We start from the raw sequence: 17,608 nt of genomic DNA, 5'->3' as shown, positions 1-17,608 counted from the left end.
ATGAAGATAAAGTCAATTAAAATGGAGTCGTTATGTCTAAATTTGAAAAAATACGTCCGCTTGAAGGTATGTGGGACCCTATTGGAGTACGTCACGAGTTACGTGAAATGTTTGAACGTTGGCTATCACATTCGCATAATTCTAACTTAGCCCAAAATATTGAAGCTACATTTGATGAAATTAGCCTTCATAAACTTATCCAGTACTTTAGGCCGGAGTTTTTAGGAAGTAAGAAAGACATAATCAGCCTATGGGACACTACAGAAGAACGTATTACTGATGGAGGACCAAACTTTAATGAGCTTAGGCGATTTGGTTGGGTAACATTCGATGGTTGCAGTTGGATCATGCAAAAACCTCCTATAGGCACCTACTCGCACATCAATTATCCTAGCCCAAGCACAAAATCATTTCTTCTTGGGCTCAGTAAAATTTCTTTTATTTCTAAAATTGAAACTATCCCTTCAGATATTCAGGAAATTGCCGACGAAGTCATATGCCAGCTAAGTCATAGTAATCATATTTCTATCAATAATCCTGATATTTTCCTTGGCAATCTATGGAAGCAACTTTGTCCAGCGCCATTGATTTCACATGAAAGTAAACAAGATGATAGTCTCAAAATTGCAGAAGCTAACAAAGATGCAGTAAATGGCTCCCCAGAACTGTTAGTTTCTCATAAAGAGAGCATTGACTCCGCTTTTACCGAGTGGTCTGTCTGGTGCTATCTACTCGGAGGTAGTAGTAAATGGGATCTGGATTGGAGTGTGATTGAGAAACAATTCTGCCATGACGCAGCATATCGAGTATTAGAGCGTCAAAATCTATGGGGAACATGGTGTAACGATCTAAAAGATTACACCAGTTTAGTTGAGAATACCTTTGCAATCTCAAGTAGTGAACTTCGGTATAGATATAGCCAATCTGACGCACCTCCAGAAACGCTGGTCAGCAAGTTGGATTGGCTAGAGCGTCAAGATATTGAATATCTAATGATGGGGCGTTTGTCTATGCGTTCTGATGCCCCATGTGCGGTAAGCTTTGCTTTTAACCTACTGCGCTCAGAACTTGAAATGACAGATTTTGGGCATGATCTAATACTTAAAAATACAACATTTCTTGAGTTCGTTACCAAGCATCCAATGGCACTATTGCTACACACGTTACGAATCAAAGCTAATCCTTTACTATTAGTTGATATGCTCATGGATTGCAGAACAGTCTGCATGACCACCAAAATAATTATTGGTTGGCAAATTGGATTAGGACAGCACAGTAATCGAATAAAAGGGCGTGAAATTCAAACTAAGGCATTTGCCATCGAAGATGCTTTATCATTTGTTGATTACCATTTGGAGAGTGGTAAGCTTGAGCTTCAGGATTATACATCTTTAATTACCTGGTGCTATATAGATAAAGCCTCAAATAAACATTCTCTAACGAATTCGAAAGAACCTATTGGGCGTAAACTTATTGGATTGCTGAATAAGCAGAATGAAGATGTTAAGTTCTCTGTACTGAAGCATATGTTAGATCAGTCTGCCTATCAGACTAATATTCCACGTGCATGCTTTGCAGCTGTGTTAGATGTTCTAAACTTCCAGCCTGAACTATCAGGAAGCGAATGTCAGCCTATTATCACGTTGTATTCAAAATTTGCCCAAGAACGAAATCTTGACTGGACTGATGCTGAAGATTTGACACCTTCACAGGCTATGAGACTCGTCATGACAGCCTTTGCTCAAAATACCTCCGAAAGAGATGCTTTACTGATCCCATTCAATAGTACTGACATTTTAAAAGCGGCAACTGTAGATGATAAACCTTCAGTACGCTCTTCAATAGGGAAAACATTAAGAGTTCACGTACGATTACTTGCTCGCGCAGTATCAGAATGGCCTGAAAAAAGCATCCCTAAGGAGCTTAACAATGCTCTAAAGACTCTTACTTCTTGGAGTATTATAGAGCATGATGAAAAAGGGAAAATTGGAGCACTGACAGATAGGTATAGCTCAACTATTTTTATGGCTACGGAGAAAGGTTCACCAGCATCAGATCTAGCTGATGCATATCAAAAACTAGATAGAGATAATCAAAAGGAGTTGCTGCAAATCTTTATGCAGTCTGATGATCCGGTATTTTTATCTGAGCTCAGCCAACATTTGCCTTATTCTGAAAAAACTCAAGTTGATGAAAGATTAAAGCAATTGAAACCGAGTGAAGCGTTTGTTCCATGGACATGGGTAGAAATACAACACCGAATGGAATCATTGCTAGCGGTAGGGCAAGTTAACCTTGCACGAGAGTACCTTAGTGATATCAAAGTAGATCTACCCAAAGCACCGCCTCAGTTCAGACTTGGTCTTTTTAGTGTTGAACTTCAAATTCTCATGAAGGAAAAAAACTGGTCATCACTTGATTCCATAAATATACCACTAGAATTAACAGGTGCATCTGCACATCAGGCGCAAAATCAACTAGACTTCTACAGGGCTACTTCACAGTTACTTCGACAAAATGGAAATCTTGTACAAGCACGAGCTACTCTTTCTCGTTTAGCATCCTTACCTAATGCAAGTTTTTCTTATAAAGAGAACTTATTCGCTGTTGCTGTTCAACAGCTACTAGGGACTAAACTACAACCTATTGATGATACAAACCGAACGGCTGCTGAAACTCTCCTCGCAGAAATAAATGCAGAGATTGATGATAATGAAGATTGTTTTAGTAATGCTCTATTTTCTAACCGAGCCATACTCCTGATTGGGTTGCAACGACCAGAAGATGCATTAGAAAGTTTAAGCAAGCGTCGAAGAAAAGCAACCACTCCCGATATCGAGTACATCTTTGTGTTAGCAATGTATGAAATAGGTAATAAAAGTGAAGCTATCGCTATACTGGATGGCGCTCTCACAAAATATAGAGATAACGAGAATCTTCTAAATCTCAAGGAAAGTTTGGAGTCAAGTGATAATACTCTTATCATAAGTTCCACTACTGCGTCTATTGACCTTATTGCCCCAATACGAAATGCCCTACAACAACTGTCTGAGCTTTTACCTTCTCAGGTTGGTGATGTGCTTGGTCCTCCTGGAAAAGGTGTTAGAGGTTATCTTGTACGACAAGTCGCACGAGCCGTATCGTCACTTCAACATATGGCTTGCATATTACGTAATAAAAAAAATGAAAAAGATGAAGCAAGATTCGAGGATGACCTGAATACTGCAGTAAGGGAAGTACTAGGAGCTTCCCTTGCTGTAGCCAAGTGGGATGTAGCAGACCAATCTCTTGGAGGGAGAAATCCAAATGGTAACCCAGGAGAAAGAGATGCAGTTATTCGAGTCGCAGGCCAAGAAATTGCCATTTACGAAGCACTCGTCTGTTCTGGACTGAACAGAACAAATATAAAGTCTCATTTTGATAAACTTATAAATTATGGTAATTGTGATTTATATTTTCATGTAATTTATTCATACGCTAGTGAGATAAAACCTTTACTTGATTATGTAAAAGAAATGTTTGAAAGAGATATTCCTACTAATCTTACCTATCTCAGCTACGAAAAATTAATGCCTCCAGACTATGAAATAAGTGGTTATTTAACAACTTATCGGGTAGACCATCGTGAGATCGCTGTGGTATTCATGGTAGTAGACCTACAAATTAATAATTTTTGATTTATGAGGATGCAGGTTCTAATTAATAAATATGCATCCTCTGAATTTTAATTTTTGACTTCTATGTATCTTTGTATGTATTGGTTGTATTAGCTATGCTACCTGTAAAATACATCCTGTGTTTTTTATCGTTCATGGCGAAATATAAACCACTGAAGCAAAGTGGTAATTTCTTCATTAACTGATAAAATACCAAACTACAGCGAATCAGTGCCCATTAATTCCAATGCACAGAAATCAATCAAAATATTTTTAGGCACCTTATTAGGCACTTTTGAAAAGTTGAATTTAACATTAGCACTATAAAATCATTTAGTTAAGCGACGAATTCAGACTCCGCCAGCCCACCCGCATAGCGGGTGGTTTGCTCTAGCCCTATAAGGGCTTGTTACCGACTGCGCCTAAATGACGCTGCTTTCTCTTCGTTCAAGCTAAGTGTCTTTGCTACTTTGGCTTACCCCTTGAAGGGGTTTACATGCTCTTTTATACTTAATTTATCTTGGATTAAATCTGACTTTTCTTGCTTTCTGATATATTTCTGGATCGTGGCTTCATTTAATCCTACTGTACTTACATAGTAGCCTTCCGCCCAAAATTTCCTATTGCCAAACTTATATTTTAAATTTGCATGCTTATCGAATATCATCAACGAGCTTTTACCCTTTAAGTAACCCATAAAACTTGAAATACTTATCTTCGGTGGGATACTCACCAACATATGAACATGGTCTGGCATAAGATGCCCTTCAATTATTTCGACGCCTTTATACTTACAAAGGTCTCGTAAAATCTCACCTACACTCGAGCGGATACTGTTGAAAATAACTTTTCGTCTATATTTCGGCGAAAAGACGATATGGTATTTGCACAGCCACTTTGTATGCGCTGAGCTTTGTGCTTTAATGCCCATAAACACCTTTCCTTATTTGAGTTACGAATATTAGCTTGAACATCTATATCGTAACGGAAAGGTGTTTTTCTTGGTATAACCCTTGAACTCCACCCGCAAAGCGGGTGGTTTTATGTTTAAGACGCTAACGCGACTTAAACTGGCTGAAGCCATAAATAAAAAAGCTCACTTCGGTGAGCTTTTTTATATCTGACAAACTAACTGGAGTATTTTAAATGGCTTCTGCTGAATTGGTTCGACTTTCCAAAAGAAAGGAGAATAGGAAGGCAATAGATAAAGCATTTGAAAATTCAAGCAAAGCCTATTTGACTCATTATTCTTCTGAGTCTTTTTATGATAACGATTCAGGGAACTCTAGACATGTGACATCATTAAATTCAGCTCAAACACGCTCATGGTCAATACACAGAATTATTTACAGGGTCTTTTTGCATTGGGCCCTTAGCGGCGATTTAGATTTGTTCTATCAAAGTGTACGTTGGACTGGTTGGCGAGAGGAAATATCTTCAATGAATTATGATTCCGTCTACTCCTTTTATCCTTTCCTTTGGACTGAGCCGCAATTGTCGATAGATCAGCGCTCACGAAAAACAGGCCTATTGATAAACACTGGTCAATTCAGCCTGAACTTACAACATCAATTAACCAATATGTAAATGACTTACCGGCTCCCTGAGCAGACTGATTTATAGCTCACCATCGATTTTGAGATGTTCAGTTCTTAGTTCTTCAACTATTTTCATAATCATCTAGTTTTCTTGTAAATTAACCAACCATTCCAGACATTATTCGCATTCAGATCCTGATAGCCACGGCTTTTGTCCATATCGTCTACAACTTCCGCTGGTAACTCAATAGCAGTAGCATTATCACAGATGGATTCAACCTCATTCTGAGTCAATTCATACCCAGCCTCTTTCTCTTTTGATTCAAGTAATGCAACAAGTGAAGGAATGAATACTATAGCCATTTTCAGTTAAACTCCATTAGTCATTTAATTTCAATCATAGGAAATCCTATCCCGATTTACTGAGTCCTTAAAGGCTAAACTTCAGCACGACCAACACCGTTAAGAGCTTCAAGGTAAACGTACCTTTGAAAACAATGTGCGTTATATGTGGGTAAAAGAAATCGCAATAGTTGAGCGTCCTCACTACCATGTATTTTTAGTCTTTAATTAAGATGCCGACTACCATCTAGGAGATTACAATTTATTCGAACCTAGTTTAGACGATGAGCACCACAGCTTGGTACAGTGCATTACAGCTCGAATTTGACCCTACTTTTGATGCAGGTACATTAAGTATACTACCCAGAAAACTGCCGATATTGTTTAAATAAACTTTCAGCATTATTTTCTGAAGATTATGATTCGTTGTTTAAGCGATTAAGCTAAATGGCTTGAGCCATAGCCTCTAGTTCTTGAAGTAACCAGCAGGGTTCGGGGGTATTAATAAACGGTTGTGCCATCAACTCCCCCATTAATGCGTGTTAGTTCAGTAAATTAGAGTAACCTACGATATTTCAGCTATTACCAGTCACACCAATTGATATTTTTTAAAGTTCTCAGCTTGTTCCAGCACGCTTTTATATACCTCGTCATTCGCCACTGGCGGGAAACCATAACGGTGTAATAATAAAATCAGATCGACTTTCAGCTTCGCTTTAATATCCTCCCGATTGCTCCAGTCAGGATATCGTGTGCTATCATCAACAATCAGCTTCATATCTTTAGCAAGTGCCAGCATTTTGTCGTCATCGTAGGTAAAATCGTATTTCTTGCACATATGCAGCAAAATATCGAGAAACGCTTTCTCTTCCATATCGATGCCGATATCCTTAAACGACATCATTTCTGCTTTAATGTCACAAATCATATCCGCCATTTGCGCAGTGAAATCGTCGAACTCTTCACCATTAAGCACATCATTCTCTTTGCGTTGGTTATATTGTTCAACTAATGCTTGGAAGCGCTTGGAAAAATTAATTCCTTGGAGCTGATTGACCTTTTGAAAATCACTAATGGCTTTTTGCAGCATCTTTTGCAGCAGTTGCATTTTGGTGTTAGGCAACTTGATTTTATTGATGCGCGCCATGTATTCATCATCAAAAATATCGATGATTTCAGCTTTGTCATCCCCCAAAGTGAAGATCTCTTCGACCCCTTCAGCCTTGAGAGCTTCAGCTATCATCTCGCGTACTTTTTGATTCATCTGCGCCGTATCAGGTGCATCGCCTTTCGTTAACTTGTAGACGATGGAACGTACTGCTAGGTAAAAATGAATGTGTTCACGTTCGCCTTGGGTGATATCTTCACTGCCCACGCAAACATCGTAGGCTGCTTTCAACCGCTTCACTAAGCCCATAAAGCGCAATTCAACTTTCTTAGTTTGCAGAATAAATTCAGCCGCTCTATTGAGGCAGTCTAATTGCAGTGTTGGCGTGCCTGAGAAATAGTCACGACTATCAAACTTATAGAATACCTGCGCCAATAAATGCAGGTGATTACGTACCTCGACAATAGATTGCTGAACATCTTCAAAGTTAGATTTATCCGCCTTCGAATACATAGCCAACGCCATATTCATTCGGCTTTTAATACCAATATAATCGACAACTAAACCCTTTTTCTTTTCTTCAAAACGGCGATTCACGCGGGAAATGGTTTGAATAAGATTATGCTTTTGCAACGGCTTGTCGATATAGATGGTATCGAGCTCTGGCACGTCAAAACCGGTCAGCCACATGTCCACTACGATAGCTATTTTGAAGTTGGATTTCGGGTTCTTAAATTGCTTATCTAACTCTCTGCGGTAATCTTTCGTCCCCAGTAAGTTGTACATGGCTTCTTGGTCATCTTTTCCGCGGGTCATCACCATGTTGACCATCGGCAGACGCATCAATTCACTTTTCTCTTGCTCAGTAAGTTCCACGCCGTCTATTGCCAGTTTCGCTTCAAACCACTCAGGTCGTTGTAATTTCAGGCTCTGGTAAAGCGCATACGCAATTTCACGACTGGCACAGACAAACATCGCCTTGCCTTTGACCGTTGAACCTTCCTCAACCCGCTTCTGGTAATGTTGCGCGAAATCTTTGGCTAGTGCGTCTATGCGATCAGGGTCACCCAGGATGGAGTTCATATTCGCCGTCGCTTTCTTGCTTTCTTCTATTTGATAATCGCTGGTGCCTTGAGTTTCACACTCTTGGTAATAGCGTTCGATTTCTTCCAGTTTGCTATTATCAAGAGCGATTTTAGCCGCACGCCCTTCGTACACAATACGCACGGTGATTTCATCATTCACCGATTCGGTCATGGTATAACTATCGATGGTTTCCCCGAAGACATCTAAGGTGGCGTCGATAGGCGTGCCCGTAAAACCAACGTAAGTGGCATTAGGCAGTGAATCATGCAGATATTTGGCAAAACCATAGGTCTTTTTAACCGTACCATCTTCTTGGTTGATAGTGATTTTTTGGTCGAGGTTAATTTGGCTACGGTGAGCTTCATCAGAGATACAGATAATATTACTGCGCTCAGACAGTAGTTGAATATCTTCGGTAAACTTATGAATAGTGGAGAGAAATACCCCGCCACTGGCACGCCCTGCTAGCTTATCGCGTAAATCTTGGCGGCTGGATACCGGTACGATAATTTCATCGCCAATAAAGGCTTTCGCATTGCAAAATTGTTTTGCTAATTGTTCGTCAAGGTCGGTACGGTCAGTAATTAAAATAATCGTTGGGCTAGCGAAATCGATGCTTTTCATCAATAGACGTGCTAAAAACTGCATGGTGTAGCTTTTACCACAGCCTGTCGCACCAAAGTAGGTGCCACCTTTACCACTGCCGCCAATGTTTTCACCACCCGCAATGATCTGTTTACGCTCTTTTTTAATGTTGTAATACAGCTTACGAGCCGCATAATACTGCGGATAACGACAGCAGACCTTCACTGGAGTCTTGCTGGTATCAGGAAAGAAAATAAAGTTTTTCAGTACATCCAATAAACGCACTGGATGGAATAATCCTTCGATCATGGTATACAGGCCAGTAATACCCTGTTTTTCCGTTGATTCGTTACCGTTGACTTTACGCCATGCATAATAGAATTCGTAAGGGGCAAACAAGTTACCCATTTTGTTATTCACGCCATCGCTAAGAATACACAAGGCGTTATAAACAAACAGCTTAGGAATATCGCGACGATAGCGGACACAAAGCTGTGTCCACGCATCAAACAGGGTAGCCTCTTCCCCACGTACAGCCGATTTGAATTCGAATACTACCAGCGGCAAGCCATTGACGAATAAAATCGCGTCGGGGATACGCGTTTGCACCCCGCCATCTCGCGCTTGCCCCTCTATTTCCAACTGGTTAACTAGCCGATAGCGATTATTATCGGCCACCGATAGCACGTCTTCCCCTGCAAATAACCGCATCAATTGGCTTGGTAATGTTTGGCTATCAATCAGTTCGATATACAGGTCTTTTTGCTTGCGGTCTTCTCGTTTGAGTAAAAAGCCGTTACTGAGCCAATGGCAGAAGGTTTTGTTGCTTTGGTATAGGTCACTGGCAGGCAGGGCTTGAAGCTGATGGAGGATGGAATTAATTTCACCATCAGTGATGCCATCCAACTGATATTGGCGAGCAAGGTACTGGCGCAAATCATCAACAATCAACACTTCACTGTTGTCTTTGCGTGGGATGGTATTGCCGACATAATGCGGATAGCAAGTTTGCCCTGCATTGTTTGCATGTTGTCCTAGCAGTTCAATTATCGCCTGTTCCAGTTTAGCTTCAGTAAAGATATGGCTCATGTCAGTGGCTTCTATTTTTATATATTGGTTTTTATCGAATTGTTTTAATTAAGATAGTTTAATTGATTGAATAAGAAAAGCCGCCTCACAACAAAAAAAGTGTGAAGCGGTCGAATAAATTAGATGGGAGTTTCTTCTGGAATGTCTATTTTGATATCGTTTAAAGACAGCTCGCCGGAGATCAGTTTGGGGAGGAGCGTGTTGCGGAGGTTCTGTAAAATATAATTTTGTTGGTTATTTCTATCTATTTTTTCAAACCAAAAGGATATAGTTTCTCCAAATGCATTAGCTATCAACTGCCCTGAAAAAATGAAGTTGAAGGAACTGAATGTATCCCGGGTGATCGTACTAAAAACAGAGCCATGGCTTCTTTGCTGCAAATGAGATACTGAATGTCGAATAAGGTAATAAATAAAATAGTCATGAACCCCATTCTTTCCGACTATACCATAGCATGATTGATTTATAGCCATAGGCTTAGCGACTAAAGCACATTTACCAACAGTACCTCGAGCGCTGATGATAGTTGTCCCTACCTTTAAAATTTTCGCTGATGAATTTTGAATACCTAATTCTGTTATTTTTTTCTCAGTATCCATTACAAATACATCACTATCATTCGGAGCATCAACCACTGAAAACCATGGTATATCGCCCCCCCAATAGCTACTCTCAGATGTTTTAGGCGTACCACCACCAATCAACTCAATTAATGAACCTACTGGCGACGAGTCCCACCCTTTCGGCACCCATCCCCCAAGCCCCAACGTAGGCTCAGTAGACTCTTCAAAAGCGTCAGAAAATAACTGACGAATATCTTCCGGTAACGGTTTGAAATCATCCCTTTCTCGCACCGCTTTACGCGCTTCAACTCGACGCAGTAACTCATCAGAGAAAGCTAAATCCTGCTCAAAAAAACCAATATCCAAAGCGTTATCGATAACAGGGTCAAAAACCACAAACCATGATTTAAATAATGCTTGCGCCATTTGCTCTAAAGTTTGGTTGATTTGGCGATTGAGGGTGATTTTTTTATCTAATTTATCGACTAAATTCACAATGCTATTTTGATTAGCTATCGGTGGTAGCTCAATAGGGAGCTTCATTTGCCCTGTAATACCAAGATATAGGCGTGTAGAACCGCCACCAGCCCACTGCTCAAACAATGTTTGGAATGCCTCAGAATCAAAGTAGTATTTTAAATACATTGGATTCAATCGTGTGGTGTCTCTCACTCGATAAAAAGTAACCTGTGGTGTCAGCACTATATAATCAGTTGATAATTTTCCAACTATAGCTGTACGACCTATAGTAGCCTTGTGGGAAAGTAGTATATCACCTTGTTTAGAAAAACCTTTCCTTAATGATTTCGCCTGTTTTTCAGTAATAAATTTACAACCTTCAATATCGACGGAACCACTGATTAAATCTGATGCCATAATAAATGGGATTCCACTTTCAACATAATCACTGCTTTTAGGATGAATACCGCCATGGTTACCATCAAGAGGCTTTTCTATTATTCCTAGGTCAACTAACTCCTTAACAGTATAGATCTTAGTGTCACTCACCATAACCCAACGCCTCCATATTTTTACGGATCGCTTTATCTAATTCAGCGGCTTCATCCATTTGGTGATAAAGGGTTTGGGTCAGTTCCTGCATCTTTGTTTCAAACGCCACACCATCATCTTCAACTTCCGCAGCGCCCACATAACGCCCCGGTGTTAAGACAAAATCATTGGCCTTGATATCTTCAAGGCTGGCCACCTTGCAAAAACCGGCTTGGTCTTGATACTGTTCAACACTGATTTCTTTGGCGGTGACACGGCGTTTTAGTTCGCTTTCGCTACTGCGCCATGCGTGGAAGGTATCGGCGATAGTAGCGATATCTTCGCTTGTGAACTCTTTCTGAGTACGGCTGATCATGGAGCCAAGATTACGGGCATCGATAAACAAGGTTTCCCCTTGGCGATCACGATAACCATATTTGGCGCTCGCTTGTTTGCTTTTACTGATAAACCACAGGCAAACAGGGATTTGCGTGGTAAAGAAGAGCTGACCGGGCAAAGCAATCATGCACTCAATACGGTCATCTTTAATTAGCTTTTGGCGAATTTCCCCTTCACCGCTGGTATTCGAGCTCATCGAACCATTGGCTAACACAAACCCAGCAACACCGTCTTCACTGAGCTTAGACAACATATGCAAAATCCACGCATAGTTAGCATTGCCAGTCGGTGGGGTACGGAAACCGGCAAAACGTGGGTCATTGGTTAGCTCAGCGTCATTACGCCAATCTTTTAAGTTAAATGGCGGATTTGCCATAATAAAATCAGCTTTCAGATCAGGGTGTTGGTCGGCAAAAAAGGTATCCGCTGGGCGTTCCCCTAAGTTGCCCGTTAGCCCTCTCACCGCCAAGTTCATTTTCGCCAGTTTATAGGTGGTACTGGTGAGTTCCTGCCCATAAATCGCGATATCCTTGCTTTTACCTTGGTGACTTTCCACAAACTTTAGAGACTGTATAAACATCCCCCCCGAGCCGCAGCACGGATCATACACTTTGCCTTGGTAGGGTTCGAGCATTTCAGCCAGCAGTGTAACGACTGATTTCGGCGTATAGAACTCGCCGCCGCCCTTACCTTCGCTAGCCGCAAAGCGCCCTAAAAAGTACTCATAAACGCGACCAACCAGATCCTCTTCCCCTAGCCCACATTCGGTGGCAAGGGTATCGATGTTTTCAATGCTGTCGATCAGTGAGGCGAGCCTTTTCGGCTCAAGCCCTTGGCGAGAAAAATAGTTATCCGGTAAAGCGCCTGTCAGTGATGCGTTGCTTTTTTCGATGGTGGATAACGCGGTATCAATAATGACTGCGATATCGTCTTGCTTCGCACGCTCTTGAACATAAGACCAACGAGACTGTTGCGGTAAAAAGAAAACGTTATCTTGTTGATAGAAAACATCCATATCAACAAAGGCTTCCTGACCGTTAGCAATTAACTGGTTACGTTTGGCTTCGAATTTATCGCTGATAAATTTCAGGAACACCAAACTTAGCACCACATGTTTATATTCGGAGGATTCAACACTGCCACGCAGTTGATTAGCGGTATCCCAAAGGGTTTCTTCAAAGCCTTTAGTTGGTTTTTTCGCGGGTGATTTAGCCATGTCGATAGATTCTCTTTTCTTATCAGTTATTATCGGAGAGCGCTGAGTTAGTGTTGGTTATTTTTACGCTAACTGCCGATAATGTATACAAAATAGGTTTGGAAAAGATTATCGCATAAAATCAGGTGGGTTTGGGCAGCTAAAGCTAAAATTATATCAATCTTTATAGCCCAATATTCAGTACTCAGGGGTAAAAGGCGAGAACTGGTAATCAACAATGTATGCGCCAATAGGCCCTGTTTTTGTTGTAACCCATACCATTCCTGTGCTTTTCTGAGTTTTCGATTTTGGATCACTGATACAAAGTAATTTCCACCGACCTGTATAGGTTTCTTTTATCCATATACCGTAATCACATCGACTAAATCGGCTAGTGCTAGGGCCCGGTGATGTGATTTCATATTCAGTTTGGTAGCGAATTGTTTTGTTTGCTAGTAAATACGCCAACACATCAAACGTAGGAACGATTAATACAAGAGCCATAAACCCAGACTGGAGAAAGTTTTTAAATACATGCTTTATCGGACGACGCAAAATGCTCCAAACTCCGCCAATTATCCCCGCAATAGCAGCAAACGTAATAGAGATAGTCCACTGAGGGAGCCATTCGAATAACACAATCCTCCGACCTAGAATTAGCGACCAATACATGAACGCTATCCAAATGATAAAAGGAATAACAATCCAGTAAACAGACATTTTTTTGTTCTTATTGCCCTTACTGTATGATTTAAATTGGTATTCCATAAAAAACCTTAATTATTTCCCTAAATTAATTATTTATTTATAGTTCAGACTCGCTACCTATTTATTGCCATAACATTCCGTGAAAATAAAGAGAACCATTACTATAAGCTCTAAATATTCTGAAATAAAATGGTATTCGTGTATAGGTTTTGTCCACTTCCCCTAAAATAAGACAACTATAATTAGATTTTCTGCCCTAACAATTGCAGAGGTCATGATGAAAAAGCTCGTTTTACTGAAACTCAGATCGTTAATATTTTAAAACTTGCTGATTCTGGTATGAAAGTAGAAGACATTTGCCAAGTCAGAGAAATGGCTTGGTTTTGGCTGCAAGATTATAATCAAAATCGGACTCATGAAAGTTTAAATCACCTCCCACCGGAGGCCTATCGTAAACAGTTGGAAACTCTAAGTTGGTATGTCTTAATTAATGGGGCGTGGACACTATACTTGATATAATTGCTTTTATTCTAGATATAAAATCAATATTTTTTCATTTATCACTTTTAATTGGTTAATTTTATAAAGTATATCATTTTTATTTTAAAATAATGCAGATATATCGAGTTAGAGTATTGCTTATTCTTATTTGGAATAAGTAGAATAAATAAGTAATAAAGCTTTATTATACACTAGCTGCATTCATATTATTAGAAATAAATAAAGTGATTGGTAACGGACTTTATTATTAATTACGGTAATAACTATGTTGTTGCTATAAAGTGTATATTCATGGAATTTAGATAAAATATATTCATATATGTAAAATAGCAAAACTTTCAAGCCTTATGGTAAAGAGAATATTATAGAATCATGAAAGGTTAATACTGTAATAACAATGAGATATTGAACAGGATTATAGGATAATTAAAATTCTGGTTTATTTATTAAGATGGATTAGCCCAGATAAAGCATAGTATATAAATGAGAAGTAATTCACACTTTAAGAATTATACATTTAAAAATACAAGCAAAGCGTGTTTATTTGGATTATTATTTTTATCTATTAGGGTTTCGAATTATCAATGTAAATATTTTAACAATCATAGATTAAATATAAATAGCAAAAGTTAAGATTTTAACCAAAAAATTTCATCATGAAATTTAAACTTAATTTTCTGTTATTTTTAACTAGTAGTTTAAGGAGATATTAAATCAGCTAATCATGGTTAAAACCTATTAACATGGTGATATTTATGAAATATTTTATATTTTTGTTTAGTCTGTTTTTTGTTTTTTTTATAGCATATTTGCTTAGTTTTAGTAAAAAAAACATAAAACATAAGCTTCCATCGATACTAATATTGTTAGCATTGGAGTTTATTGTCGCTTCTATCATGCTAAATACCACAATTGGTCTAGCTACTCTTGATGGTATAGCATCGGGTATTCATTATATAATTAATTATTCTAATAAGGGGATTGATTTTGTTTTTGGTGATATAAGCAGTAAAACTTCTATGGTTTTTATTGTTGTAGCTCTTTTACCTTTGGTTTTCATTTGTTCTATAATTGGAGTATTTAAATACATTGGTGCTTTAGATTTAATTATTAATACTATCGGTTTTCTAATTAATAAAATATCTAAAGTTGGAAAATTAGAATCTTTCACTGCTATTAGTGCTGTAATTGTAGGGATGATGCCTGCTTATGTATCAATTAAAGATTACATCCCAACGTTATCCAAGGCACAAATGTATACTATTGCTGCGTGTACCATTTCTACGGTGGATATTGCATTGTTGGGTGCATATACACAAATGATTGAGCCACGCTATGTTTTTATAGGTGTTAGTCTCAATTTTTTTAGTACTTTTATTATTGTTTCTATTATTAACCCAAGTGAACCTACAAATATTGAAGCTTGTTCTTTGGGAGAAAATAAAGCTGAAAGAGGCTCATTCTTTGAAGTGTTGACAGATCACATGCAGGATGCCTTCAAACTTATTCTTGCAATTGTTCCTATAATTCTTGGTTTTGTCGCCTTAATTAGTATGTTGAATGATATTTTTTTGAATTTATTAGGAATTAGTTTTCAAGAAATTATAGGTTATATTTTTTCACCTTTAGCTTTTATTTTAGGTAGTTCATGGGATGAAAGTATTACTTTCGGAACAATTATTGCAACGAAAATTTTATCGAATGAGTTTGTTGCTATGATTGACTACATGAAAATAACAAATATTACACCACGAACAGATGCAATTATATCCATATTTTTAATTTCATTTGCAAATTTTGGATCTATCGGAATGATTATAGGTTGCGTTACAAGTATAAGCAGAGAGCATGGAAAAATGATTGCATCAAATAGTTTTAGGTTGATTATTGGTTCAACTTTAGTCAGTTGTTTATCAGCGACTATTGTTGGTATTTTTGTATAAAATATAAATCAAGGAATAATAAAATGCATAAAATAATAATAGACTGTGACCCTGGAGTAGATGATGCTGTTGCTATTTTTTTAGCTCTAGCTTCACCTGAAATAAAACTAATAGGGCTAACTACAGTTGCAGGGAATGTAGAATTAGAAAAGGTTCACAATAATGCACGACAATTACTTGTATTAGCAAATAGGCAGGATATTCCTCTAGCGAAAGGTTGTGAGCGTCCATTAATGGCAAAAAGTGGAAATAAAACTCATGTTCATGGTGCTGATGGTCTAGCTGGAGTACCCCTACCCATGTCAGATTATCAAAATTATTCTGGTCACGCGGTGGACTTTATTATTGATGAGGTAATGTCAAATCCAGGTGAAATAACATTATGTACAATGGCTTCTCTCACTAATATCGCAATAGCTATCATCAAAGAACCAAAATTAGTTGATAATATAAAAGATATTGTAGTTATGGGAGGTGCTGCATTTACGCAGGGAAATATAACGCCAGCTGCTGAATTTAATTTTTATGTAGATCCCCATGCTGCTCATATCGTTTTTGATAGTGCACGACATATTACTATGCTTGGTTTGGATGTAACAAGTAAAGCCGATATAAGGGCTGGTTTGTGCAGTCTTTTGGAAAAAGGTGGTCACATCGCTCAGACTGTTGCTGAAATGTGCCGAAGATATGCAGAGTTTGATCCCTTCCTTCATGATCCTTGCGTTATTGCATACCTTATTAAACCTGAGATTTTTTCAGGTGTTGACGGTTCAGTTACTATCGAATATGAATCCAATAGATTATTTGGTCATAGTTTTGCTTACACATCTACTTTAACTAATCATGGGGCGGAAACTATACATAATGAACCTAAATGCAAAATCATTACTGATGTCGATGCATCGAAATTAATATCTTTAATTACAGAACGTATTATAACTCTTTGAGATAAAGAGTATCACTCAGAATCTCGGCTTACATTTGATTCAAATAAAGAAAATTTTAAAATAAATAGAGTAAGTATTATAGATTCTCTATTATTACCATTACAAAAAACTGCAGAATGCAGTGATAAAATTTCGATCGTCAACGTTATTGTATGATGCATCTACAATAGCAGAGCATATATATGATAAAAACGAGCCGCTACATGTTTACACTGTTAGAAAACATCAGCAGCTATTAACCATTTTTCAAGAAATTATTTCAAACAAAGACAATAGAAAATTATCTTTTGTCTTTGTCTCTCTTCCAAAATAAACTATTGAACTATATTTTATTTGATTAAATAATTGTAGTAACGTTTTTCGATGGTAAATACAAGGAGGCTCACACTGTAAAAGCGCTATCTTAATAAATTAATTTATTATTACGATAGAGCCCGACAGGATGAAAATTACTTCAATAATATAAACACTACAAACTTAATTTAGATTATAACTCAAATGAATGATTAAATAAAAACTTGTTGTTTTATCTATTTATTCTTATTTGATATATTATTGTCATAATAATGATTTGTTATTTCTTCTTAACATATATAATCTAAATTATCTCATCATAATAATGATTACATTGGTTTATCCCATTCTATTTTCGGAGGGGAGTGGATATTACAAATTATTTTATTACCATTTATCGATTTTCTTATCAGGTTCTGTTAAAGATGAAATTTAAATAATGAGTAATGGGGATAATGAAAAAATCAATCGCTACTTAATTTTTGGTGAGTATGTTAGCGAGAATAGCCTAGGTACTCACGAATCATCAGTTGTCTTTCAATGAAGTGTTTATCGTTGCGTAATAATTTCTTTTAATCGATATGCTATCTATTTTATTGAAGATATGAAAAAAATCGGTCGAATAAAAAAGCGTCTAGTTAGGAATAATTATAACTTTCGCTTA

General features: G+C 37.9%; 11 protein-coding genes and 1 pseudogene. 6 read left to right on the top strand and 6 right to left on the bottom strand.

The genetic code is table 11. The features are described from left to right. Window positions 1–32 precede the first annotated feature (32 nt). A complete protein-coding gene (locus M998_RS17150; RefSeq protein WP_068910000.1) occupies window positions 33–3,677 on the top strand; it encodes a hypothetical protein in 3,645 nt (1,214 codons plus the stop codon). 454 nt (window positions 3,678–4,131) lie between these two features. Here M998_RS17150 and tnpA read toward each other — a convergent pair whose 3' ends face one another. Further along, window positions 4,132–4,587, bottom strand: a complete 456-nt coding sequence (gene tnpA, locus M998_RS17145; RefSeq protein WP_068909998.1) for an IS200/IS605 family transposase — start codon at window positions 4,585–4,587, stop codon at window positions 4,132–4,134. Between the two features lie 215 nt (window positions 4,588–4,802). Between tnpA and M998_RS17140 the strand changes: the two genes are divergently transcribed. Then, window positions 4,803–5,243 carry a DUF2625 family protein gene (locus tag M998_RS17140; RefSeq protein ID WP_068909997.1) on the top strand — a complete coding sequence of 147 codons (441 nt, stop codon included), beginning with the start codon at window positions 4,803–4,805 and terminating at the stop codon, window positions 5,241–5,243. An 89-nt stretch (window positions 5,244–5,332) separates the two neighbouring features. Here M998_RS17140 and M998_RS17135 read toward each other — a convergent pair whose 3' ends face one another. After that, entirely contained in the window at window positions 5,333–5,557 is a 225-nt protein-coding gene (locus M998_RS17135) for a hypothetical protein (protein ID WP_068445476.1), read from the bottom strand. A gap of 145 nt (window positions 5,558–5,702) precedes the next feature. Between M998_RS17135 and M998_RS20185 the strand changes: the two genes are divergently transcribed. Beyond that, window positions 5,703–5,768, top strand: a complete 66-nt coding sequence (locus tag M998_RS20185) for a hypothetical protein (protein ID WP_082787591.1) — start codon at window positions 5,703–5,705, stop codon at window positions 5,766–5,768. A gap of 357 nt (window positions 5,769–6,125) precedes the next feature. Here the strand turns inward: M998_RS20185 and M998_RS17130 are convergent, their stop codons facing one another. From M998_RS17130 to M998_RS17115, 4 genes are all read right to left on the bottom strand, one after another. Further along, window positions 6,126–9,404: a type I restriction endonuclease subunit R gene (locus M998_RS17130; RefSeq protein WP_068909995.1), complete on the bottom strand. Its 3,279-nt coding sequence runs from the start codon at window positions 9,402–9,404 to the stop codon at window positions 6,126–6,128. 119 nt (window positions 9,405–9,523) lie between these two features. Further along, window positions 9,524–10,978 (bottom strand): restriction endonuclease subunit S, encoded by a 1,455-nt coding sequence (locus M998_RS17125; RefSeq protein WP_068909993.1) that lies wholly within the window; start codon window positions 10,976–10,978, stop codon window positions 9,524–9,526. Then, on the bottom strand, window positions 10,968–12,572 hold the full coding sequence (locus M998_RS17120) for a class I SAM-dependent DNA methyltransferase (RefSeq protein ID WP_068909991.1): 1,605 nt from the start codon (window positions 12,570–12,572) through the stop codon (window positions 10,968–10,970). Before M998_RS17120 ends, M998_RS17125 begins: the two co-directional genes overlap by 11 nt. 177 nt (window positions 12,573–12,749) lie before the next feature. Further along, window positions 12,750–13,271 (bottom strand): hypothetical protein, encoded by a 522-nt coding sequence (locus M998_RS17115; protein WP_243851777.1) that lies wholly within the window; start codon window positions 13,269–13,271, stop codon window positions 12,750–12,752. Between the two features lie 336 nt (window positions 13,272–13,607). On the opposite strand from M998_RS17115, the pseudogene M998_RS20220 reads away from it, so the two are divergent. From M998_RS20220 to M998_RS17105, 3 genes and pseudogenes are all read left to right on the top strand, one after another. Then, window positions 13,608–13,778: pseudogene (locus tag M998_RS20220) on the top strand (hypothetical protein); the annotation flags it as partial. Window positions 13,779–14,515: 737 nt separating this feature from the next. After that, entirely contained in the window at window positions 14,516–15,703 is a 1,188-nt protein-coding gene (locus tag M998_RS17110) for a NupC/NupG family nucleoside CNT transporter (RefSeq protein ID WP_068909989.1), read from the top strand. Between the two features lie 23 nt (window positions 15,704–15,726). Continuing rightward, window positions 15,727–16,650: a nucleoside hydrolase gene (locus M998_RS17105; protein WP_068909987.1), complete on the top strand. Its 924-nt coding sequence runs from the start codon at window positions 15,727–15,729 to the stop codon at window positions 16,648–16,650. Window positions 16,651–17,608 lie beyond the last annotated feature (958 nt).

Source organism: Providencia heimbachae ATCC 35613, assembly GCF_001655055.1.
Classification (GTDB): domain Bacteria; phylum Pseudomonadota; class Gammaproteobacteria; order Enterobacterales; family Enterobacteriaceae; genus Providencia; species Providencia heimbachae.
This window is presented reverse-complemented; position numbering and strand designations above follow the sequence as displayed.

Bases quoted from the DNA above. Each gene is read 5' to 3' on its own strand.
- M998_RS17110 (WP_068909989.1), top strand. From the start codon at position 14,516: ATGAAATATTTTATATTTTTGTTTAGTCTGTTTTTTGTTTTTTTTATA.
- M998_RS17150 (WP_068910000.1), top strand. From the start codon at position 33: ATGTCTAAATTTGAAAAAATACGTCCGCTTGAAGGTATGTGGGACCCT.
- M998_RS17130 (WP_068909995.1), bottom strand. From the start codon at position 9,404: ATGAGCCATATCTTTACTGAAGCTAAACTGGAACAGGCGATAATTGAA.
- M998_RS17120 (WP_068909991.1), bottom strand. From the start codon at position 12,572: ATGGCTAAATCACCCGCGAAAAAACCAACTAAAGGCTTTGAAGAAACC.
- M998_RS17115 (WP_243851777.1), bottom strand. From the start codon at position 13,271: ATGTCTGTTTACTGGATTGTTATTCCTTTTATCATTTGGATAGCGTTC.
- M998_RS17125 (WP_068909993.1), bottom strand. From the start codon at position 10,978: ATGGTGAGTGACACTAAGATCTATACTGTTAAGGAGTTAGTTGACCTA.
- M998_RS17105 (WP_068909987.1), top strand. From the start codon at position 15,727: ATGCATAAAATAATAATAGACTGTGACCCTGGAGTAGATGATGCTGTT.
- M998_RS17135 (WP_068445476.1), bottom strand. From the start codon at position 5,557: ATGGCTATAGTATTCATTCCTTCACTTGTTGCATTACTTGAATCAAAA.
- M998_RS17140 (WP_068909997.1), top strand. From the start codon at position 4,803: ATGGCTTCTGCTGAATTGGTTCGACTTTCCAAAAGAAAGGAGAATAGG.
- tnpA (WP_068909998.1), bottom strand. From the start codon at position 4,587: ATGGGCATTAAAGCACAAAGCTCAGCGCATACAAAGTGGCTGTGCAAA.